Genomic DNA, 20,414 nt, shown 5'->3' with positions numbered 1-20,414 from the left:
ATAAATACATTTGTTAAATTTTAAATTTAAAAGATAAAATGAATATTCCTTCAGAATTAAAATATACAAAAGATCACGAGTGGGTAGCCATGGACGGCGATATTGCAACTATTGGAATTACCGATTTTGCACAAAGTGAATTGGGCGATATTGTTTATGTTGAAGTAGAAACTTTAGATGAAACTTTGGGTGCCGAAGAAATTTTTGGAACTGTTGAAGCGGTTAAAACCGTTTCTGATTTGTTTTTGCCCATTTCCGGTGAAATCATCGAATTTAACGAGTCTCTAGAGGATGAACCAGAAAAGGTGAATACCGATCCTTACGGTGAAGGCTGGATGATAAAAGTTAAGTGCTCTGATGCTTCAGAAGTGGACGGATTAATGTCGGCCGATGACTATAAAGCCCTGATAGGTGCTTAAAAAAGTAATATTTTTTCTTACTCTCACATACACCTTGGTCTTAACCTTGGTGTGTTTGGTGCGGTTAAATAATTTGCCTGATATAGGAGTTTCCTTTGGTGATAAAATCTTTCATTTTTTGGCCTACGTAGTGTTGACCATTTTATGGTTTGGCACTTGGCATTACCGCTTTGGGTTAAAAACAAATAAGTCAATTGTTTACGCCTTGGTATTCGCCATAATTTTTGGTATAATTATTGAGGTATTACAAGATACATTGACGGATTATAGAACATTGGATGCTCATGATATTTTTGCCAATAGCCTAGGGGCGTTGTTGGCTTCAATAGTACTTTGGTTTAAGGGTACATTGCAAGTTAAAAACTCTTAAACGCTTGCATTTTTGATAAATAAATAGTTATTTTAGCAATCTTGATAAACGAATAAATTATGGAACCTAAAAAAAATCCTAAAGCTAATGTTGGGCGAAACAGTTCACTTTACTTTGCCATTGGTTTAGCGCTTATGCTATTCCTTACAAACTATGCCATTAATTACAAAACCTATGACGAGTCAGATATTGATATAGGTATGGTGGTTATGGAAGAGGAGCTTGAAGAAGAAATTCCATTAACAGAGCAAATTCAAACTCCACCACCACCACCACCACCACCAGCAGCGCCTGAGGTGATTGAGATTGTTGAGGATGAGGTTGAAGTAGAGGAAACAGTTATTGAATCTACTGAGGTTGATCAAGAAACAGAAATCGTTGAGGTTGAAGAAGTAGAGGTTGTTGAAGTTGAGGAAGACATTGACGTACCATTCTCTGTAATTGAAAATGTACCTGTTTTCCCAGGCTGTGAAAATGAGCCTAACAATAATGCAAAAAGAGATTGTATGTCTCAAAAGATATCGCAGTTTGTGAATAAAAAATTCAATACAGAATTGGCGAGTGAATTAGGTTTATCAGGAAGACAACGTATCAACGTAATTTTCAAAATAGATAAAACAGGTAGCATTACAGGTGTGCGTGCCAGAGCTCCGCACCCAGGATTAGAAAAAGAGGCTGCACGTGTTATTGGCTTATTGCCAAAAATGAAACCAGGAAAACAACGTGGTAAACCAGTAAACGTTCCATATTCGTTGCCAATTATTTTCCAAGTACAAGATTAATAACTGAGATTATTTATAAATTTAAAAACCTCGAATTTTTATTCGAGGTTTTTTTGTGCCGCTATTTTCAATTATTTCTTGGGCTGAATAAAAAATATAAAATCCCGTTACAGTTTTGTAACGGGATTTCCTTTTGGTATGCTTATTGTGACTTTATCATAATATTAACATTTAAACTATAATTATTATGAGAAATCAAAAGAAACCTCACGAACTCATTCGGCAAAATGAGCTAATCGTGAAAAAATCGCAAAAGCATGAAGCAAATTTACAAAAAAACTCTACCCTTTATTTTCAAATAGGGCTAATTGTCTGTTTATTGGCGGCCTTTGGTTTGCTGGAGATGAGGTTTGAAAAAACCATTCCCGTAACAACAGATGTTTTGCTTCCAGATGACCCTGAAGAAATTTACATTGAGAATTTCAAGGTGTATGAAGAACCAAAGTCAGAGCAACAAAAGGAGACTCAAAATGTGACCAAACTGATTGACAAGATTGAAGAGGTTGATAATGATTATGAAACTAAAAAAGATTTTGAGGTGGTAACGAGTGAACAGGACACATCTCCCGAAACACCTATTGATCCGGGGAAAGTTAATGTAATGGATAAACCTGAAGATGATACTCCTTTTGATTTTATTAGGATTGAGCAAGTGCCAATTTACCCGGGCTGTGAGAACGAAAAAACAAATGATGGTAGAAAACAGTGTTTTTCCGATAAAATCACTAAACTAATTCAACGAAAGTTTGATGGTAATGATATCGCTACCCAATATGGTTTAAGTGGAATGCAAAGAATCGATGTACAATTTACAGTAGATAAAACAGGCAAGGTTAAAGACATCAAAACAAGGTCGCCACATCCAAAATTGAATGAAGAAGCCAAGCGTGTTATTAATTTTATTCCGCAAATGGTGCCCGGTAAACAGCGAGATAAAAATGTAGGGGTTATTTATAATGTGCCTATTAAGTTTATGGTGCAATAAAATCCATGAATTTAAGTTTTTAAAACCGCTACTCTAAGGGTAGTGGTTTTTTATGACCTGAACTTGCCTGCGATGAATTTATTTCAGTGTTTCAGGTTCTTGAAAAAGTATGCAGGAAATCCTAAGTGGTTTCGTCTATTTCAGCATTAATGAGTGTAAAAAATATAGTATCTTTCAACCCTAAATCAACACGCAACAAATCAGCATGAAGCAATTTATTGTAATGTTCCTACTTTTTGCACTACATAATGGCTATGCCCAAAACGCCATTTTAAATGAAAAACCTCCTATTTTTCCGGCGTGTGATACTGTCGCTATAGCTAATTTGCAATCGTGTTTTGATAAACAAGTGTTCAATCATGTTTACAATAATTTTAAAGTGCCGCAACAGATTTTAGATCAAAATTATAAAGGAGAGGTTGTGTTGCTTTTTGAGGTTGATACCTTGGGTAAATTTCGTGTGATTTATGTTGATGCCCTATACAATGAACTCAAGGAAGAGGCAAAAAATGTTTTTGCAAAATTGCCTCAAATAACGCCGGCAACTTACAACGGCAGAAAAACATTTAAGCAGTACTCAATGCCTATAAAAATACCGTTGCAAAATCAAACTGTTGTTACCCAAGATTTGGCCAAGGAAAACAAAATTTCAAAAGAAGATGAAAGAGCCAAGAAGGAATTTGATAGTGTCAATGCCAATTTGTTAGTTTTTGAAAACCAAGCTTACAACAGTCAATTAAATATTCAATTTACCCATAGTGATTATGCCAGATTTGATAGAAGTATGAACTTGGTTGGTACGAATAGCCATACGGCATCCAAACCTTTTGTTTATGAGGAAGTTTCAAAATATTATGATTTTCAGGCAGAGCAAGATCAAATAAAAAAGTCAACCAATACTTGGGGAGGAAAAAAGCTGTGGAACGAGCATTTGGTTCAATTGCAAGGAAAGGATTATTGGTTTACCATCGACCCTATTTTTGATTTGGAAGTAGGAACAGATGCCGATTTAGATTCAGGGTCAACATACAATAATACCCGAGGTATTTTGATACAAGGTGGTTTGGGCAAAAAGCTTAACTTTTATTCCTCGGTTTTTGAAAGTCAAGGGCGTTTTGCAGATTATGTAAACAGATATTCTGAAAGCTTAAAGGCTTTTGGTCCCGATCCGGCAATCATTCCTGGGCGTGGCATTGCAAAGCGTTTTAAAACGGATTCTTATGACTATCCCGTTGCTGAAGCTTATCTATCGTATGCGCCAACTGATTTTATGAACATCCAGTTTGGGCATGGCAAAAACTTTATTGGTGATGGTTATCGTTCATTATTGTTGAGTGACGTCGCTAGTCCACATCCATTTTTAAAACTAAATACCAAGTTTTGGAAAATAAAATACACCAATACATGGATGTGGGTCAAGGATGTCAGGGATGAAGTAGAACAGGACAAAGCATTCTTAACCAAATATATCGCGAATCATTATTTAAGTTGGAATGTTTCAAAACGACTGAACTTAGGTTTGTTTGAATCGGTGCTTTGGACGAACAGTAACAACCGAGGGTTTGATGTAAACTACTTAAACCCCATTATTTTTTTTAGGGCTATTGAATTTGAAACGGGGCAAGGTGCAGGAAACGCATTGCTCGGCGCTTCGGCCAAGTATAAATTTTGCGACAATGTAAATGCTTACGGGCAATTCATATTGGATGAATTTTCACTTGGTGATATTAAAGGCGGTGAAAAAAGTTGGAAAAATAAGTACGGTTATCAACTAGGGGTGAAATATTATAATGCCTTTAAGGTTGATAATTTGTTGTTGCAATTTGAGTATAATCGTGTACGCCCATACACGTATTCACATAATACCATTGTGCTAAATTATGGGCATAATAATCAACCAATGGCTCATTTATGGGGAGCCAATTTTAGCGAAGTGATTATTATCGGCCGTTACCGGTACCAACGTTGGTTTGGTGATGCCAAATTAATTTTTGGTAAGCGCGGATTGGACTTTGACAACGGTACAGATAATTTTAGTTATGGCGCCGATATATACCGAAGTTATGACGACCGTCCTTTTGATAGTGGTGTTAAAGTTGGTCAGGGTATTGAAACCACTACTTTTTATGGGAATTTGCAAGCAGGCTATTTGGTCAATCCAGCGTCCAACTTGAAGATTTTTGCGGACGTTACCTTTAGGAATTTTAACCCCGAAGCTACAACAACGTCAACCTTTAAAAACAACACCGTTTGGTTAAATTTTGGAATAAGAACTGATTTGTTCAATTGGTATTTTGATTTTTGACAATGAAAGTATTACTTGGACTGTCAGGCTGAGCGCAGTCGAAGCCTTGTTCCAGCATCTCCTCAATTAAAAACCAAATATTTTAACCAAAACCGTTTTCAATTTCAGCTTAAAAACCATTGCTCAAAATGCTTTAAAGAAGTATCTTTGCACTCGCTATTTAAAAGCGGATAAGAAAAAGTACTATTGGGCAACTCAAAATCTTCATTGGCAACACCTTCTTTAATTTCAGATTTTAAGGAAATCACCAAAATGCGTCTGGCACTGAGCGTAGTGTTTTCATCATTGGCTGGTTATTTGTTGGGTGTTGAAACCGTTAATCTAAAAACCTTGATTTTACTGGCTTTTGGAGGATATTTCATGGTTGGTGCTTCAAATGCCTTCAATCAAATTATTGAAAAAGATTTGGATGCCTTGATGGAACGAACCAAAAATAGGCCGGTCCCTGCTGGGCGAATGTCGGTTACCACAGCCTTCATTATAGCGTCAATTTTTACGTTATTAGGTGTCATTATACTTTACACCATCAACAAACAAACGGCCATGTTTGGGGCAATTTCCATCTTTTTATACACCTGCGTTTATACGCCTTTAAAAACTAAAACGCCTTTGGCTGTTTTTGTAGGTGCTATTCCGGGAGCTATTCCTTTTATGTTGGGTTGGGTAGCTGCTACCGATGATTTTGGCATTGAACCAGGAACGTTGTTCGCCCTACAGTTTTTTTGGCAATTCCCGCATTTTTGGGCCATAGGTTGGTTTTTGTTCAGCGATTATGAAAAAGCCGGATTTTTTATGTTACCAACTGGGAAACAAGATAAGGGAACAGCAGTACAAACCATGATGTATACTATTTGGACCATCATAGTTTCTATTATTCCAGTTTTTGGTTTTACGGGCAGATTGCATTTATCGATTGTAGCTGCTGTATTGGTTTTTGCAGTTGGGCTTTGGATGTTGTATTATGCGGTTAGATTATTCAATAAAATGACTGAAAAGGCTGCGAAACAACTTATGTTGGTGAGTGTTTCCTACATCACTTTAGTACAGATTATATACGTTATAGATAAATTTATTAGTTAACTATGGATTTAACTCAGGGTACCCAAGAAGAAAAAAACGCAAGAGCAAAAAAAATGATGCTTTGGTTTGGCATTGTGTCGCTCATTATGTCTTTTATGGGGTGGACAAGTGCTTTTATTGTAAGTAGCTCAAGACCCGATTGGTTAAAGGATTTTGTGCTGCCTAATGCGTTTATCATAAGCACTGTTGTAATTGTTTTGAGCAGCGTAATGTTCCTTTTGGCCAAGAGAGCATTAAAAAACGGCAATAGAAAAGCAACTTCTTTATGGTTGCTTGCTACACTTGTTTTGGGTGTGGTTTTTATTTTCAACCAGTTTACAGGCTTTCGGGAAATTATTGACCTAGGTTATAATTTTACTGGCCCGACCAGTAATGTAACCATGTCTTACATTTATTTGATTGCAGTTGTGCATATTTTGCACGTTGTTGTAGGTTTAATTTGTCTTTTGGTCGTAATTTATAATCATTTTAAACAAAAGTATGATGCGACCAAAATGCTAGGGTTTGAACTAGCAGCAACCTTTTGGCATTTTATAGATATACTGTGGGTATACCTCTTTTTATTTTTATATTTTATTAGATAAATAAATTGACTATTTTTGTGCAACTTTTAAATAACAACCATTATATATGAGTACAGCAGTAGTAGAAGGCAAAACTTGGGGTGGAGGTAACCAACCACTAAAAGCAAGTTATGGTAAAATGATGATGTGGTTTTTCATCGTTTCTGATGCCTTAACATTTTCTGGGTTTTTAGCGGCCTATGGATTTTCAAGATTCAAATTTATTGATGCCTGGCCAATTGCCGACGAAGTATTTACTCACGTACCGTTTTTACACGGTCAAGAGTTGCCAATGATTTATGTGGCGTTTATGACGTTCATACTTATCATGTCGTCTGTAACTATGGTTTTAGCCGTAGATGCTGGTCACCATTTAAACCAAAAGAAAGTAACATTATACATGTTTTTGACCATTATTGGAGGTTTAATTTTCGTTGGGTCTCAAGCATGGGAATGGGCAACTTTTATAAAAGGTGATTACGGCGCAGTGCAGACAAAAGGAGGAAACATTTTACAGTTTGTTGATACTGATGGTCATCGTGTTGCGATAAGAGATTTTGCTGCCGTTGAGGAACACGACCGTGTTCAAGATAAAAGAAATACAGGTTTATGGTTTGTTTCCGAAGGTTCTTTACCACCATACACTGTTGAAGAAGTAATAAACGGATTAGAAGAACATGACAATATATTGGTAAGAAGCCAATTGTTGGATGAGCATGGGCACAAAACAATATTAACCAGAGAAGAATCTTTAAAACAAATAAAGGAAAATGGCAAATTGGTGGTTGAAGGAGCTAATCTTCATGTAAATGAATATGGGTCACCACTATTTGCAGATTTCTTTTTCTTCATTACTGGTTTCCACGGTTTCCACGTATTTTCTGGAGTAGTGATTAATATCATTATATTTTTCAATGTAATATTAGGTACTTACGAAAGACGTAAAAACTATGAAATGGTAGAGAAAGTTGGTCTTTACTGGCACTTTGTAGATTTGGTTTGGGTATTTGTATTTACATTCTTCTACCTAGTTTAATTGATAATACAATAAAAAATGGCACACGGACATAATTTAGCAATATTAAGAGGATTAATAAAATTCAAATCCAATACCCAAAAAATTTGGGGCGTTTTAATTTTATTGTCTATTGTAACAGCAGTTGAGGTAGCTCTGGGTATATATAAACCAGAAAGTTTAATGGGTCATGTATTGGGCATGAAGTTGCTTAACTGGATTTTCATTATTTTAACTTTGGTAAAAGCGTATTATATTACTTGGGATTTCATGCACATGCGCGATGAAACTAAAGGATTGAGACGTATGGTTGTATGGACAGCTATTTTCTTAATTCTTTATTTGATTTTCATCTTATTGCAAGAAGGAGGTTATGTATTTAGAGTTTATGACGAAGGATTTATAAAAAGAGATTTCTAAAATATTTTTAGCTCTGTTGAGGTATAGAATTGAAGTGTTAAATTAAGATATAAAGACGGTTATTAAACCGTCTTTTTTTATTTTTGCTAAGCACTAAAAGTAGTGCGATTAGGGTGGTTTTATGGAACAAAAAAAAGTTGGGCGTTATCTCATTTTAGGAATTTTATTTTTTCTTCCTGTCACTTTTTTATTAATGCTATATCCGGCAACCCATAATTATACACCTTTGGATATTGTGGGTGAACAGGTTTTGGATATAGATGATTTTGCTTCCAGTTCTGGAGAAAAAACAGGCTTGAAAGATAATATTACTGTGCTTGGTTTTTTTGGGGCTAATCCGCTCGATAATGCAACCGCTGCATCGAACTTAAAAGAGTTGGTGTACGATAAGTTTAAAGGTTTCAAAAAGTTTCAAATCGTTATTTTAATGCCCAATGGTACAGAAGATGTCGTTGAAAAGCTTAAAGCAGAGATTAGTTCTTATGAAGATTTAAAATTCTGGCATTTTGTTTTTGGCGAGTTTGAAGATTTAAAGAAACAGTTTAATAGTCTCAAATCCGTTAAACCACTTTCCTCTGAATTATCATCAAATAATGTATTTATTATTGATAAGGACTTAAACCAACGCGGTAGGTTGGACGATAGAACGGATCGCGAAATTGAAAAAAACAAACCCATGTACGGTTTGTATGCCTACAACTGCATTGAAGTGGCCGAAATAAAAAATAAAATGAGCGAAGATATGCGCATTTTGTTTACAGAATATAGACAAAAACGAAAAGGCGAATTTAATTCTGAGGTTAGAAGGGCAAACGATTTAAATCAAAACCATGAGTAAAAAAACTAATTATTCATACATAGGAATCGCATTTATAATTCTTGTTTTCGGAATCATTTTTATTCCCAAAATTATTGATCGAATTACGAATAAAGATGTGATTAGAAATGAAAGCAGAAGTGATTATGCAACCGAAAATAAATCAGTTGGTTCCAACTTAGCTTTCATCGAAATTAACGGAGAGCCAAAAAAAGTGCCCACATTTTCATTTACCGATCAAAATGGAAAAAAGGTAACAAACAAAGATTATGAAGGTAAAGTTTATATTATTGAATTTTTCTTTACTACTTGCCCTACCATCTGCCCAAGAATGAATAGAAACCTAATTCAGATTCAAAATGCATTTAAGGATTTTGAAGATTTTGGTGTTGCATCATTCACCATAAACCCAGATTATGATACTCCTGAAGTTTTAAAGAATTATGCTGAACAATACGGTGTAACCAATCCGAATTGGCATTTAATGACCGGGAATAAGGAAGCTATTTATAAGCTGGCCAACGAAGGCTTTAATTTATATACCGCTGAGGAAGCTGAAGTTGCGGGCGGTTTTGAACACTCAGGGAATTTTGCCCTTATTGATAAAAACGGATTCATCAGATCTAGAAAAGATGTTTTTGGAAACCCAATAATCTATTACAAAGGGATAGTTTCAGAAGAAGAAAAAGTGGATGATGATGGGTCTCCAGAAGAAATAAGTGCATTAAAAGAGGATATTAAAAAATTGCTCAATGAATAGTTTTGTCACCCTGAGCGCAGTCGAAGGGTTGTTTCAAAATCACATAATCTAAAAATATGAAAGAAGAAAAAATCATTTTAGACGATAAGAAATACAATAAACTCATTATCCTTCTATCGGTTGTTATACCAGTAGTAGTTGCTATATTGTTTGGAGTTCGAATTCCCAATGTAGAACCATTAACCTTTCTACCTCCTATCTATGCTACGATTAATGGGTTAACAGCAATAATTCTAATCATTGCATTTATAGCTATAAAGAATAAAAATTTGGTGCTTCATGAAAATTTAATGACTACGGCTATTTGGTGTTCTGTAGCTTTTTTGGTTATGTATGTGGCATATCACATGACCAGCGATTCTACCAAATTTGGTGACATTAATCATAATGGAATTTTAGATCCAAATGAAAAGGAATCTGTTGGTAATACACTTTATATATACTATTTTGTACTGTTGACGCATATTATTTTATCTGTGGTTATTATTCCGTTTGTTTTAATAACCTATGTTCGAGCCATTACAAATAATATTGAAAAACATAGAAAAATAGCTAAAGTAACTTTTCCTTTGTGGTTGTATGTTGCTATTACAGGTGTAATTGTTTATCTTATGATTTCTCCTTATTATATTTAAGGTCATTCTGAGTGAAGCGTGAGAATCTGTTCAATGAAAAACTTAAAGTTAACATTAATTCTCCTTATTTTGGTTTCTCTACCTGTTGAAGCCCAGTGTGCCATGTGTCGTGCGGTATTGGAAAGTGAAGAAGGGCAAACTGCTGCCAAAGGCATTAATGATGGTATTATTTACCTTATGGCTATACCTTATATCCTAATAGGGGGTATAGGCTATATTATTTACCGTAAATATAATACGTTAAAAAAGTAATAAAAACTTTTATTTGCTTTTCATGTAACATTTCTTTGTATTGATAGTCTAACTATAAAGCAATTAGCACCGCTTAAATCAATCAAAAGTTATGTTAAAAATCCATCAACTTCACAAATCCTATCCTATAGGAGATTCTAGTTTACATGTTTTAAAAGGAATAGATCTAAATGTCGAAGATGGTGAAATGGTAGCCATTATGGGGTCTTCCGGTTCAGGTAAATCCACTTTGCTCAATATTATAGGGATGCTGGACGAGGCCGATTCAGGGGATTATATTCTAGATGGATTACCCATAAAAAACCTCACCGAAAAAAAAGCAGCGTTATACCGAAATAAATTTTTAGGTTTTATTTTTCAGTCATTCAACCTAATCAATTACAAAAACGCTCTTGAAAATGTAGCGCTTCCATTGTATTATCAAGGCATGAAGCGCAAAGAACGGCAAGAAAAAGCCATGTTCCATTTGGAGAAAGTTGGCTTGGCCGATTGGGCGCACCATTTACCAAAGGAACTTTCTGGAGGTCAAAACCAGCGTGTAGCCATTGCAAGGGCGTTGGCAGCAAATCCTAAATTACTTTTGGCCGATGAACCTACCGGTGCATTGGACAGCACAACGTCATATGACATTATGGCCTTTATTCAGCAGCTAAATGACGAAGGGAAAACCATTTTAATGGTAACCCACGAAGAAGACATTGCCAATATGTGTAAGCGTATTGTAAAGCTTCGCGATGGGGTCATCATGGAAGACAAAAAAATAAAGCAAGTAAGGGTGCAACAACATGTTTGATCTAGACCTTTGGCGGGAAATATTTCAAAGTATAAATAAAAATAGAACCAGAAGCTTGCTTTCTGGTTTTACGGTGGCATTCGCCATTCTGCTATTTGCCATTCTTTTCGGTATTTCAAATGGCTTGCAAAATTACTTCACAGAAGCCTTTGGTACCGATGCTAACAACTCTATAGTTATTTTTCCGGGCATGACCACCAAAGCCCACAAAGGCCTTCAGGCGGGCAGGTTAATTCGATTTAAGAATGAAGACCATGACTTTATTATGGATGAGTTTGGAGATAAGGTGCAGTATATGACCAGTAAAGTCAATAGAAATGTAACGGCAACTTTTAAAGGCGAAAAAAGCAATTATCAGCTTAGGGCAGTGCATCCAGAGTACATGTTCATTGAGAATAATGTGGTTAGTGAAGGGCGCTACGTTAATCAAAATGACTTGGATCGTAAAACCAAAGTAGCTGTAATTGGTAAAGTTGTAAATGATGAACTGTTTGCAAAAGAAAATGCCATAGGAAAGTATGTTAGCTTAAACGGTATATCGTTTAAAGTTGTTGGGATTTTTACAGATGATGAAGGAGATAATGAAGAACGGGTCATTTATGTGCCATTAACAACTGCACAGTTCCTTTATGGCAATACCGATTTTATTGATTTTATGCATTTAACCTACAATCCAGAAATGAACAGTGATGCCGCTTTGGCCTTTGGTACGGCCATTACCAAAAAATTAAAGGAACGGTTCTCGGTAGCACGAAGTGACCAACGGGCTATACGGGTTCATAATATGGCCCAAGGCACCAAACAAGTTGATATGATGACGTTTTGGCTAACGGTAATAATCTTTATTATCGGTATGGGTACGTTAATAGCAGGAGTTGTTGGCATCAGCAATATCATGATTTTTATTGTTAAGGAACGCACTAAAGAAATAGGTATCAGAAAAGCTTTGGGCGCATCACCTAAATCCATAGTCTCCATGATATTATTGGAATCCATTCTCATTACAACAATTGCAGGTTATGTAGGCTTGCTCATTGGCGTAGGTGTTTTGGAATGGGTGGGGCCAAGCTTAGAGCAGTACTATATAAAAGACCCATATGTTAGCACAAGGTTGGTAGTAGGTGCGACCATTACCCTAATTATTGCCGGTGCCATAGCGGGATATTTTCCGGCAAGTAGGGCTTCAAAAATTAAACCCATAGTAGCATTAAGAAACGATTAGTAATGTTTAGATTTTTACTGGATAGAGATACATGGCAAGAGGTCTTTGGTAGTTTAGGCAAGAATAAGCTTAGATCCATTCTTACTATGGTTGGTGTTTGGTGGGGCATTTTGTTACTTATCGTTTTGCTTGGTTCAGCACGTGGGTTAGAAAATGGATTTAATAGGCTGTTTGGCGATTTTGCCACCAACAGTGTTTTTGTTATGGCGAGCAGCACAGGTAAACCGTTTAAAGGATTTCAAGAAGGCAGACGGGTACAAATGACCCTAACAGATATTGAAAAGGTTGAAGAAAATGTTGAGGGCATAGAGTTTGTCGTGCCCAGAAACATGAATCAAGGTCTTGTGGTGAGAAACTTTCTTTCGGGAAGATTTAATGTTATGGGAGACTATCCTGTTTTAGATAAAGTCCAAAAGAAGAAATTGGTACACGGCAGGTTTATCAATCAAAATGATATTGACAATAACAAGAAGGTAGCGGTCATTTCCGAAAGTATTTACAAACAATTGTTCCAAAAGGATGAAGACCCAATAGGTGGATACATTCAGATAAATAATATTAATTATTTGGTCATTGGTATGTACGATCAAGGGAATGTGAATTTTGGACCAAGTGAAGATATACACATCCCATTTACCACTTTTCAACAAGTGTATAATCAAGGCGAGCGAATAGGTTTTTTAATGATAACAGGAAAACCTGAATACGATATTGAGCAAATTGAATATGATGCCAAGTTACTGCTAAAAACATTGAACGATGTGCACCCAAAAGATAACCGAGCTTTTAGGAGTTTCAACTTGGGAAAGGAATTTGCCAAGTTTACCGGATTTTTAACAGGCATGCAGTTCTTAACTTGGTTTGTTGGTCTGGCCACCTTAATTGCAGGTGTTTTTGCCATCGGTAATATTTTATTGATAACCGTAAAAGAACGAACCAAAGAAATAGGTATACGCCGAGCTTTGGGGGCAACACCTTTTGAAATTAAAAGACAAATCGTGGTTGAGGCCGTTTTCCTAACGTTAATTGCTGGAATTGGCGGTATAATAACGGGTGGATGGATTTTGATATTGTTAGACCATATTATCGGGCAAGGTGACGAGGCTGTTATTGTAAACGCATCGGTATCCATAGCCGTAGTATTTATAGCTTTAATCATATTAGTGGTTTTAGGGACTTTAATAGGTTTAATACCAGCCTTTAAAGCCACAAGCGTAAAACCTATTGAAGCATTAAGAGAAGAATAAACAATCAAAAAAATGAATAAAACAGTAAAGATTATTTTAGTATTGGTCGCGATTATAGCGCTGGCGTTTGTGTTAAAATATTTTAAGGATTCCAATTCAAAGGATATTATAGACTACAAGGTTGAAGAGCCTTTTTATACACCTATTAATACGAAGGCGGTGGCAACAGGAAAGCTTAATCCAGAGGAGGAAGTTGAGTTAAAACCCCAGATTTCGGGTATTGTCGATAAAATTCTTGTTGAAGAAGGAGATATCGTGAAAAAGGGTGATTTAATTGCAAAAATAAGGGTCGTGCCAAACGAGCAAAGTTTGGTAAGCGCCAAAAGTAGAATTGCTTCTAGTAAGCTGTCCTATGATAATGCAAAAACTTTATTCGATAGAAACAAGGCATTGTTTGAAAAAGGAGTGATATCACAACAAGATTTTGAAAATAGTGAGTTGTCTTTCAACCAAGCAAAAGAAGCATTGGCCCAAGCGCAAAACGACTATCAAATTATTAAACGTGGTTCTATTTCTGGTGGAAGTTCTGCGAACACTAATATTGTTGCGCAAATTCCAGGAACTATTTTAGAAATCCCCGTTAGGGAAGGTGATCAGGTTATTCAAAGCAATAATTTTAATGCAGGTACAACCATTGCCACGATAGCCGATATGAGTTTGATGATTTTTGAAGGAAAAGTAGATGAGGCCGAAGTTGGTAAATTAAAAGAAGGTAAAGGAATAAAAGTGATTCTTGGAGCCATAAACGATAAGGAATTTCCAGCAATATTAACTTTTGTAGCACCAAAAGGTATTGAAGAAAATGGAGCTGTGCAGTTTACCATTAAGGCTGATGTAAAAATAGATTCCATAACCAATATTAGGGCAGGTTATAGCGCTAATGCCGAAATTGATTTAGAAGCCAAAGACAGCGTTTTGGCTATAAGGGAAGCCTTGTTGCAGTACGATAGATTCACTGAAAAACCTTTTGTTGAGATTTTGGATGGTGAAAATAAGTATAGAAAAGCAGATGTAGAACTGGGTATTTCCGATGGAATCAATATTGAAATTACCGAAGGTGTGAAAATGGGGGATAAAATAAAAGTTTGGAATAAAGCATCAAAAGACAATGAAGGCAATGAGGAAAATTAATTTAAAGCAAATTAGTCTGTTTTTTGGCCTTATTTGTTCCTTGCTGTCTTTCACACAGGAAAAAAAATGGACTTTACAAGAATGTGTTGCGCATGCACTGGAAAACAACATATCTATTCAGCAATCTGGCCTAGATAAAGAAATAGCCAGGGAAAATATTACAAGCGCAAAAGGTAATTTTTTGCCAACTTTAAATGGCTCAGCTTCCGGCAATCTCAATTTCGGATCCTATATTGGACAAGACGGCAGCAGGATTTCAACAAATACCTTCCGGTCTGGCATAGGCCTTAATGCGGGCATAACGGTTTTTAACGGTTTTAGAAATACAAATCTTTATAAACAGGCCCAGCTTGGTTTAGAAGCCAGCGAAGTGCAATTTCAAAAGTTAAAAGACGATATTTCGCTTTATGTTGTTAACAGCTATTTAAATGCCCTTTTAAGTAAAGAAAATTACAAAATAGCGGAAGAACAAGTAAAAGTTTCGCAACAGCAAATAGAAAATATTAAGATATTAGTCGATCAGGGCGTAAAACCTAAATCAGATTTATTTAATGCACAAGCAGAATTAGCAAGCAATAATGAAAACTTAATTGCCGCACAAAACAGTATTGATTTGGCACTTTTAAATTTATCGCAGTTGTTGCAAGTGCCAAACAAGGGGTTTGATATTCAGGATGTTGAAATTAATTTGTCTTCTGCAAAATTGATGTATGATGACACTCAAAGAATATTTGAAAAGGCTTTGCAAAACCGACCGGAAATCCGAGCCGCAGAAATAAATATTGAAAATTCAGAGATTGATATTGAAATAGCTAAATCGGCATTATATCCTACCATCAACTTGGGTGCAAGTCTGGGCACATCCTACCAACATGTTTTGGGCGAAAAAGACAGGATTACAATAGTTGATCCAGATAATCCTGGAGATATAGCTTATATCCCTATTTTTGAACCAGATGATTTGGTTAATCCTATTTTAATTCCAACATCAGATCCAAGAAACCCTGTAAATTACAAATCCATTTCGAATGGATTCGCTAAACAGTTTAGTGATAATTTGGGGTACAATATTGGCGTAAGCATTAACATTCCCATATTTAACGGATTTAGAACAAAATCCAGCATAAATAGAGCGAAAATAAGCAAGGAACGCATTGTTTATGGTCTGGGGCAGGCAAAACAAGACCTATATTCAACCATTGAAAACGCCTATTTAGATGCTCGTGCCGCACTGAACCAATATGAAGCATCTGACGCTTCATTAACCGCACAAGAAGAAGCGTTTAGAACAGCCCAAGAAAGTTATAGCAATGGAGTTATGACCCCCTTTGAGTTCCAACAAGTGCGTAATCGCTTAACAAATGCACAATCTTCGCTCGCCAATGCCAAGTTCAATTTTGTGTTCAAATCAAAACTTTTGGAGTTTTATTACGGCATTCCAATTTCTTTGGACTAAAAAATTTCTTTAATTTGCAATTCCCGTTTTTACGGGAATTATTTTTTAACACTATACCTTGGCATATATTCTAAACATAGAAACGGCAACCACCAATTGCTCGGTATCCATTTCAAAAAATGGCGAAATCGTTGTGTTGAAAGAAGACAATGATAAAAGCTATTCGCATGCCGAAAGGCTTCATGTTTATATTAATGATGCTTTGAAAGAAGCTCATATAGCACCCCAAGATTTATCGGCCATTGCCATTAGCAAAGGCCCTGGTTCTTATACGGGTTTGCGTATCGGGGTTTCGGCAGCAAAAGGGCTTTGTTTTGCATTGGATAAACCTTTAATTTCAGTTTCAACATTAAAGGCAATAGCGCATAAAGTAAACACAGAAGAAGGTTTTATTGTAGCCATGCTGGATGCCAGAAGGTTGGAAGTTTACTCGGCTATTTACAATTCAAATCACCAAAAAATCAGAGAAACCCAAGCACAAGTTTTAGATGAAAACGCCTTTGCGGAATATTTAGCAAAAGGGAAAGTCTATTTTGTTGGTAATGGCGTTGAAAAAACTAAATCGTTAATCAATCACCATAATGCTATTTTCATCGAAGGTGAATTGCCTTCAGCAAATGAAATGGGTCATTTGGCATACAACAAATATAAAATAAGCGACACCGAAGATGTCGCCTATTTTGAACCTTATTATTTAAAAGATTTTGTGGCTTTAAAGCCTAAATCCTAAACGTTTTTATTTGTTCACCATAACTCGGTGTGGATATGGTATTTCTATGCCAGCCGCATCAAGAGCATCTTTAATTTCTTCTGTTGCACCAAAATAAACCGCCCAATAATCTTCCGATTTACACCAAGGTCTTACCGCAAAGTTTATAGAGCTATCGGCCAATTCCATTAAATTTACTGACGGGGCAGGGGTTTCTATCACTTTAGGGTTTGATGTTAAAACGTTCATCAATACTTCTTTGGTTTTCTTAATGTCTGAACCGTAATCAACTCCAATAACCAAATCAACGCGGCGTGTGCCTTCTGTAGTGTAATTAATGATGTTTCCGTTTGATAAGGCACCGTTCGGAATAATGATTTCACGATTGGATAGTCCGGTTAACTTTGTGGTGAAAATTTCAATTTCCTTAACTGTGCCCAATTCACCTTGAGCTTCTATTAAATCACCAATTTTAAATGGTTTGAAAATCATGATGAGGACACCACCTGCAAAGTTCCCTAAAGAACCTTGAAGTGCTAAACCAACGGCCAAACCTGCAGCGGCAATAATGGCTGCAAACGATGTGGTTTCAACACCTACAGTGCCAAGTACAACGATAATTAAAACAATTTTTAAAATCCAGCCCAATAGGTTCACCAAGAATTTTTGAAGGCTTTCATCATAATTTTGCTTGGTCATTATTTTTCTTGTGCCCTTAACTATTTTTTTTATGACCCAAGACCCAATAATCCATATGACTATAGCCCCAAGTATTTTTGGGCCAAATGACATAATTAATTCGTATCCTTTGTCTATCCATTTTTCAATATCCATAATTTTTAAAATTTATATTAGAGTTGTAAAATAATAATTTTTATAGCCTTTTTCATGATATTCAAGTGAAAAAACTGTTAAGTTTTAAAACATCAAAGCGCTCACTAAGGCCAAGATGGCTGGAACGGCCTGAATATAAAACAGGTTTATTTGCTTTGTAGAATATGACCCGTAAATGCCTGCAATGGTCACGCAAAAGAGAAAAAAAGTGGCAATTTTAATGTCTTGTAAAACTATCGAATAAAATAATCCAGCTGCCAAAAAGCCATTATATAACCCTTGATTTGCGGCCAAAACTTTGGTGTCTTCAGCAAACTGCTTCGATTTTAAACCAAAGGTTTTTATGCCTTTAGGTTTGGTCCATAAAAACATCTCTAAGATTAAAAAATAGACATGTTCTAAAGCTACCAAAATAATCAAGCTTATAGTAATGCTGTTCATTGCTGATGTTTTACAAAGCCGGCTAGACCTATACGCTCAAAGGTAGTTAAATTTGGTCACAAAAAAAGTGGAAGACTATCCGTTTATGGCTTCAACCATTTCTACTTTACCAGGTAACATTTGTTTGAGCATATTTTCAATGCCACTTTTAAGCGTATATGTTGATGATGGGCAACCGCTGCATGCACCCTGTAACATAACACTAACATTTTTGGTGCTCTCGTCATAAGAAATAAACTGAATGTTCCCACCATCACTAGCTACTGCGGGTTTTACATATTCTTCCAGAATGTTTATGATTTCTTTGGATGTGTCATCCAGTGCATCAAAATGGCTGTCCAATTGTTCCGTAGATTTTTGTAATACTTGAGCAGCATCTGGTTTGACTATTTCTTTGCCGTTTTCAATATAATTTTTGATGAATTCGCGAAGTTGAATAGTGATGTCTTGCCATTCAGCAACATCATATTTTGTAATGGATACATAATTCTCATCAAGAAAAACACTTTTCACAAACGGAAAATGGAACAGTTCTGTGGCAAGTGGCGAGAGTTTTGCTTCGTCGATGGAGGTGAATTCAAATAGCGTATTGACAATCTTTTTGTTTGCCACAAACTTCATAACACTCGGGTTGGGCGTGCTTTCGGCATAAACGGTAACGGGTACTTTTTTGGGTGTTGCTTCTTCTTCAACAATAATGCCGCCGTCATTCAAATAAGCCTCAATTTGTTCGGCAACTTCGTCTTGCACATCACTCCATTCAACAATATTGTAACGTTCAACCGCTATAAAGTTGCCAGAAATGTAGACTTTTTTAACGAATGGCAAATAAAACAATTGCTGTGCCAATGGCGCATTTTTAGCCTCATCAATGTTATTAAACTCAAAACTTTGGTGTTTTGTAATAAATTGATTCAGTTCAAACTTTACAATGGCATTATTTGTTGTTTCTCGCACGGAAACCTTGAAAGTGTTCATTTTGGCTAATTTTTTACAAAAGTACTAAAAGAAAACTTTAGATATCCTATATTTGAGTTTTAGTATATGCTAAATTAGCGTTAAAAACTAAAGTAGTACAAGTGCTGTGATGAGTGTAATAATTTAATAATCAGCGCGTTTGTTTAAAACCATGATTGCTTGGTACGATTGTTATGAGATTTAGAACTATCATTTTAATGGTTACGTTTTTGCTTTGCTCCAAACTGGCTATTTCGCAAGAAGGTTTACCCATATATACCGATTATCTTACCGATAATTATTATTTAATTCACCCATCAATGGCTGGTATAGCCAATTGTTCTAAAGTTAGGTTAACAGGGCGACAGCAGTGGTTTGGACAAGAGGACGCACCAAAACTTTTAACATTAAGTCTGAATGGGCGTTTGGGTGAGTCTCCGTCAGGACTTGGAGGTATTTTGTATGCCGATAAAAATGGATACCACTCACAGAAAGGGGCGTACGCTACTTATGCACACCATATTATGTTTTCAAGAAGTAGTGTGGACTTGAATATGCTATCCTTTGGTTTAAGCGCAGGGTTTATTCAATACCAATTGGACGAAACTACTTTTTTGGGAGATGCCCCAATACCAGATCCCATAATTGATGGTATCGTTCAAAATGAAACTAATTTTAATCTAGATTTTGGTTTTTCATACCATTATCTTGATTTTTATGCTCATGCTACGGTAAAGAATGTACTTAAGAATTCAGGAATTAATAAAGATACCAATATTACGAGTAATTTAAGGCGTTATTTGCTTTCGGTTGGTTATGTTTTTGGTAGGTTTGGTAGTACTTGGAGTTATGAGCCTTCTGTCATGTTTCAATACAGGGACGCTACCCAAGAAGGCGGTATTGATGTAAACGCAAAAGTTTATAAGGAAATGGACTTTGGTAAATTATGGGGAGGGCTGTCTTATAGAAATAGTTTTGATGGCGCAGAATATATAACCAATTCCAATTCGGTTAGTAGTCAAAAACTTCAACAAATAACTCCAATTTTGGGCATCAACTATAACAACTTTATGTTTGCCTATACCTATACTTATCAAATAAATTCGGTAGTATTTACCAACGGAGGTTTTCATCAGTTAACCTTGGGGTATAATTTTAGTTGTAAACGCGAGCCATATCACTGTAACTGTCCTGCAGTAAACTAGTCCTATTCATACATTT

Annotated in this window: 23 protein-coding genes; 20 read left to right on the top strand and 3 right to left on the bottom strand. The window is 35.9% G+C overall.

Going from position 1 to position 20,414, the window contains the following annotated elements; genetic code table 11:
* Positions 1-38: 38 nt before the first annotated feature.
* The 19 genes from gcvH to tsaB all read left to right on the top strand — a co-directional run bounded on the left by gcvH (position 39) and on the right by tsaB (position 16,982).
* Entirely contained in the window at positions 39-419 is a 381-nt protein-coding gene (gcvH, locus tag WJN01_RS02585) for a glycine cleavage system protein GcvH (protein WP_445195595.1), read from the top strand.
* Complete coding sequence (locus WJN01_RS02580; protein ID WP_445195594.1) at positions 412-789, top strand: VanZ family protein; 378 nt, start codon at positions 412-414, stop codon at positions 787-789. The genes gcvH and WJN01_RS02580 overlap by 8 nt, the downstream gene beginning before the upstream one ends.
* Before the next feature lie 59 nt (positions 790-848).
* Positions 849-1,571: an energy transducer TonB gene (locus WJN01_RS02575; protein WP_370477592.1), complete on the top strand. Its 723-nt coding sequence runs from the start codon at positions 849-851 to the stop codon at positions 1,569-1,571.
* Positions 1,572-1,758: 187 nt separating this feature from the next.
* Positions 1,759-2,556, top strand: a complete 798-nt coding sequence (locus WJN01_RS02570) for an energy transducer TonB (protein WP_445195593.1) — start codon at positions 1,759-1,761, stop codon at positions 2,554-2,556.
* 205 nt (positions 2,557-2,761) lie between these two features.
* Entirely contained in the window at positions 2,762-4,861 is a 2,100-nt protein-coding gene (gene remB, locus WJN01_RS02565; RefSeq protein ID WP_445195592.1) for a gliding motility outer membrane protein RemB, read from the top strand.
* Positions 4,862-5,047: 186 nt separating this feature from the next.
* The gene (gene cyoE, locus WJN01_RS02560) at positions 5,048-5,941 is read left to right on the top strand and encodes a heme o synthase (RefSeq protein WP_445195591.1); all 894 of its coding nucleotides are present in this window, start codon (positions 5,048-5,050) and stop codon (positions 5,939-5,941) included.
* 2 nt (positions 5,942-5,943) lie between these two features.
* Positions 5,944-6,525 (top strand): cytochrome c oxidase subunit 3, encoded by a 582-nt coding sequence (locus WJN01_RS02555; RefSeq protein ID WP_445195590.1) that lies wholly within the window; start codon positions 5,944-5,946, stop codon positions 6,523-6,525.
* Positions 6,526-6,571: 46 nt separating this feature from the next.
* Positions 6,572-7,540 carry a cytochrome c oxidase subunit 3 gene (locus tag WJN01_RS02550; RefSeq protein WP_445195589.1) on the top strand — a complete coding sequence of 323 codons (969 nt, stop codon included), beginning with the start codon at positions 6,572-6,574 and terminating at the stop codon, positions 7,538-7,540.
* Between the two features lie 18 nt (positions 7,541-7,558).
* Entirely contained in the window at positions 7,559-7,939 is a 381-nt protein-coding gene (locus tag WJN01_RS02545) for a cytochrome C oxidase subunit IV family protein (RefSeq protein ID WP_445195588.1), read from the top strand.
* Positions 7,940-8,060: 121 nt separating this feature from the next.
* Positions 8,061-8,777 carry a hypothetical protein gene (locus tag WJN01_RS02540; RefSeq protein ID WP_445195587.1) on the top strand — a complete coding sequence of 239 codons (717 nt, stop codon included), beginning with the start codon at positions 8,061-8,063 and terminating at the stop codon, positions 8,775-8,777.
* Complete coding sequence (locus WJN01_RS02535; RefSeq protein WP_445195586.1) at positions 8,770-9,516, top strand: SCO family protein; 747 nt, start codon at positions 8,770-8,772, stop codon at positions 9,514-9,516. Before WJN01_RS02540 ends, WJN01_RS02535 begins: the two co-directional genes overlap by 8 nt.
* 56 nt (positions 9,517-9,572) lie before the next feature.
* Positions 9,573-10,151: a DUF420 domain-containing protein gene (locus WJN01_RS02530; protein WP_445195585.1), complete on the top strand. Its 579-nt coding sequence runs from the start codon at positions 9,573-9,575 to the stop codon at positions 10,149-10,151.
* A gap of 33 nt (positions 10,152-10,184) precedes the next feature.
* Positions 10,185-10,403, top strand: coding sequence for a CAMCR motif-containing small membrane protein (locus WJN01_RS02525; protein WP_445195584.1), 219 nt, complete (start codon positions 10,185-10,187; stop codon positions 10,401-10,403).
* 91 nt (positions 10,404-10,494) lie between these two features.
* Positions 10,495-11,196 carry an ABC transporter ATP-binding protein gene (locus tag WJN01_RS02520; protein ID WP_445195583.1) on the top strand — a complete coding sequence of 234 codons (702 nt, stop codon included), beginning with the start codon at positions 10,495-10,497 and terminating at the stop codon, positions 11,194-11,196.
* The gene (locus WJN01_RS02515; protein ID WP_445195582.1) at positions 11,189-12,418 is read left to right on the top strand and encodes an ABC transporter permease; all 1,230 of its coding nucleotides are present in this window, start codon (positions 11,189-11,191) and stop codon (positions 12,416-12,418) included. The genes WJN01_RS02520 and WJN01_RS02515 overlap by 8 nt, the downstream gene beginning before the upstream one ends.
* 2 nt (positions 12,419-12,420) lie before the next feature.
* Positions 12,421-13,665, top strand: coding sequence for an ABC transporter permease (locus tag WJN01_RS02510; RefSeq protein WP_445195581.1), 1,245 nt, complete (start codon positions 12,421-12,423; stop codon positions 13,663-13,665).
* A gap of 12 nt (positions 13,666-13,677) precedes the next feature.
* Positions 13,678-14,796 (top strand): efflux RND transporter periplasmic adaptor subunit, encoded by a 1,119-nt coding sequence (locus WJN01_RS02505; protein WP_445195580.1) that lies wholly within the window; start codon positions 13,678-13,680, stop codon positions 14,794-14,796.
* Positions 14,783-16,252, top strand: coding sequence for a TolC family protein (locus WJN01_RS02500; protein ID WP_445195579.1), 1,470 nt, complete (start codon positions 14,783-14,785; stop codon positions 16,250-16,252). Before WJN01_RS02505 ends, WJN01_RS02500 begins: the two co-directional genes overlap by 14 nt.
* A 58-nt stretch (positions 16,253-16,310) precedes the next feature.
* Positions 16,311-16,982 (top strand): tRNA (adenosine(37)-N6)-threonylcarbamoyltransferase complex dimerization subunit type 1 TsaB, encoded by a 672-nt coding sequence (gene tsaB / locus WJN01_RS02495; protein ID WP_445195578.1) that lies wholly within the window; start codon positions 16,311-16,313, stop codon positions 16,980-16,982.
* 6 nt (positions 16,983-16,988) lie between these two features.
* Here tsaB and WJN01_RS02490 read toward each other — a convergent pair whose 3' ends face one another.
* From WJN01_RS02490 to WJN01_RS02480, 3 genes are all read right to left on the bottom strand, one after another.
* A complete protein-coding gene (locus WJN01_RS02490; RefSeq protein WP_445195577.1) occupies positions 16,989-17,795 on the bottom strand; it encodes a mechanosensitive ion channel family protein in 807 nt (268 codons plus the stop codon).
* An 84-nt stretch (positions 17,796-17,879) separates the two neighbouring features.
* Entirely contained in the window at positions 17,880-18,236 is a 357-nt protein-coding gene (locus tag WJN01_RS02485; protein ID WP_445195576.1) for a DUF1304 domain-containing protein, read from the bottom strand.
* A 75-nt stretch (positions 18,237-18,311) separates the two neighbouring features.
* Positions 18,312-19,214: a NifU family protein gene (locus tag WJN01_RS02480; protein WP_445195575.1), complete on the bottom strand. Its 903-nt coding sequence runs from the start codon at positions 19,212-19,214 to the stop codon at positions 18,312-18,314.
* Between the two features lie 173 nt (positions 19,215-19,387).
* Between WJN01_RS02480 and WJN01_RS02475 the strand changes: the two genes are divergently transcribed.
* A complete protein-coding gene (locus WJN01_RS02475) occupies positions 19,388-20,398 on the top strand; it encodes a PorP/SprF family type IX secretion system membrane protein (protein ID WP_445195574.1) in 1,011 nt (336 codons plus the stop codon).
* Positions 20,399-20,414 lie beyond the last annotated feature (16 nt).

This window comes from Tamlana sedimenti (genome assembly GCF_038148895.1).
Lineage (GTDB): Bacteria > Bacteroidota > Bacteroidia > Flavobacteriales > Flavobacteriaceae > Tamlana.
This window is presented reverse-complemented; position numbering and strand designations above follow the sequence as displayed.

What these genes read in the sequence shown, in the direction of transcription:
- gcvH (WP_445195595.1), top strand. Translation starts at nt 39, where the DNA reads ATGAATATTCCTTCAGAATTAAAATATACAAAAGATCACGAGTGGGTA.
- WJN01_RS02575 (WP_370477592.1), top strand. Translation starts at nt 849, where the DNA reads ATGGAACCTAAAAAAAATCCTAAAGCTAATGTTGGGCGAAACAGTTCA.
- WJN01_RS02570 (WP_445195593.1), top strand. Translation starts at nt 1,759, where the DNA reads ATGAGAAATCAAAAGAAACCTCACGAACTCATTCGGCAAAATGAGCTA.
- remB (WP_445195592.1), top strand. Translation starts at nt 2,762, where the DNA reads ATGAAGCAATTTATTGTAATGTTCCTACTTTTTGCACTACATAATGGC.
- WJN01_RS02555 (WP_445195590.1), top strand. Translation starts at nt 5,944, where the DNA reads ATGGATTTAACTCAGGGTACCCAAGAAGAAAAAAACGCAAGAGCAAAA.
- WJN01_RS02550 (WP_445195589.1), top strand. Translation starts at nt 6,572, where the DNA reads ATGAGTACAGCAGTAGTAGAAGGCAAAACTTGGGGTGGAGGTAACCAA.
- WJN01_RS02545 (WP_445195588.1), top strand. Translation starts at nt 7,559, where the DNA reads ATGGCACACGGACATAATTTAGCAATATTAAGAGGATTAATAAAATTC.
- WJN01_RS02540 (WP_445195587.1), top strand. Translation starts at nt 8,061, where the DNA reads ATGGAACAAAAAAAAGTTGGGCGTTATCTCATTTTAGGAATTTTATTT.
- WJN01_RS02535 (WP_445195586.1), top strand. Translation starts at nt 8,770, where the DNA reads ATGAGTAAAAAAACTAATTATTCATACATAGGAATCGCATTTATAATT.
- WJN01_RS02530 (WP_445195585.1), top strand. Translation starts at nt 9,573, where the DNA reads ATGAAAGAAGAAAAAATCATTTTAGACGATAAGAAATACAATAAACTC.
- WJN01_RS02525 (WP_445195584.1), top strand. Translation starts at nt 10,185, where the DNA reads ATGAAAAACTTAAAGTTAACATTAATTCTCCTTATTTTGGTTTCTCTA.
- WJN01_RS02520 (WP_445195583.1), top strand. Translation starts at nt 10,495, where the DNA reads ATGTTAAAAATCCATCAACTTCACAAATCCTATCCTATAGGAGATTCT.
- WJN01_RS02515 (WP_445195582.1), top strand. Translation starts at nt 11,189, where the DNA reads ATGTTTGATCTAGACCTTTGGCGGGAAATATTTCAAAGTATAAATAAA.
- WJN01_RS02510 (WP_445195581.1), top strand. Translation starts at nt 12,421, where the DNA reads ATGTTTAGATTTTTACTGGATAGAGATACATGGCAAGAGGTCTTTGGT.
- WJN01_RS02505 (WP_445195580.1), top strand. Translation starts at nt 13,678, where the DNA reads ATGAATAAAACAGTAAAGATTATTTTAGTATTGGTCGCGATTATAGCG.
- WJN01_RS02500 (WP_445195579.1), top strand. Translation starts at nt 14,783, where the DNA reads ATGAGGAAAATTAATTTAAAGCAAATTAGTCTGTTTTTTGGCCTTATT.
- WJN01_RS02490 (WP_445195577.1), bottom strand. Translation starts at nt 17,795, where the DNA reads ATGGATATTGAAAAATGGATAGACAAAGGATACGAATTAATTATGTCA.
- WJN01_RS02485 (WP_445195576.1), bottom strand. Translation starts at nt 18,236, where the DNA reads ATGAACAGCATTACTATAAGCTTGATTATTTTGGTAGCTTTAGAACAT.
- WJN01_RS02480 (WP_445195575.1), bottom strand. Translation starts at nt 19,214, where the DNA reads ATGAACACTTTCAAGGTTTCCGTGCGAGAAACAACAAATAATGCCATT.
- WJN01_RS02475 (WP_445195574.1), top strand. Translation starts at nt 19,388, where the DNA reads ATGAGATTTAGAACTATCATTTTAATGGTTACGTTTTTGCTTTGCTCC.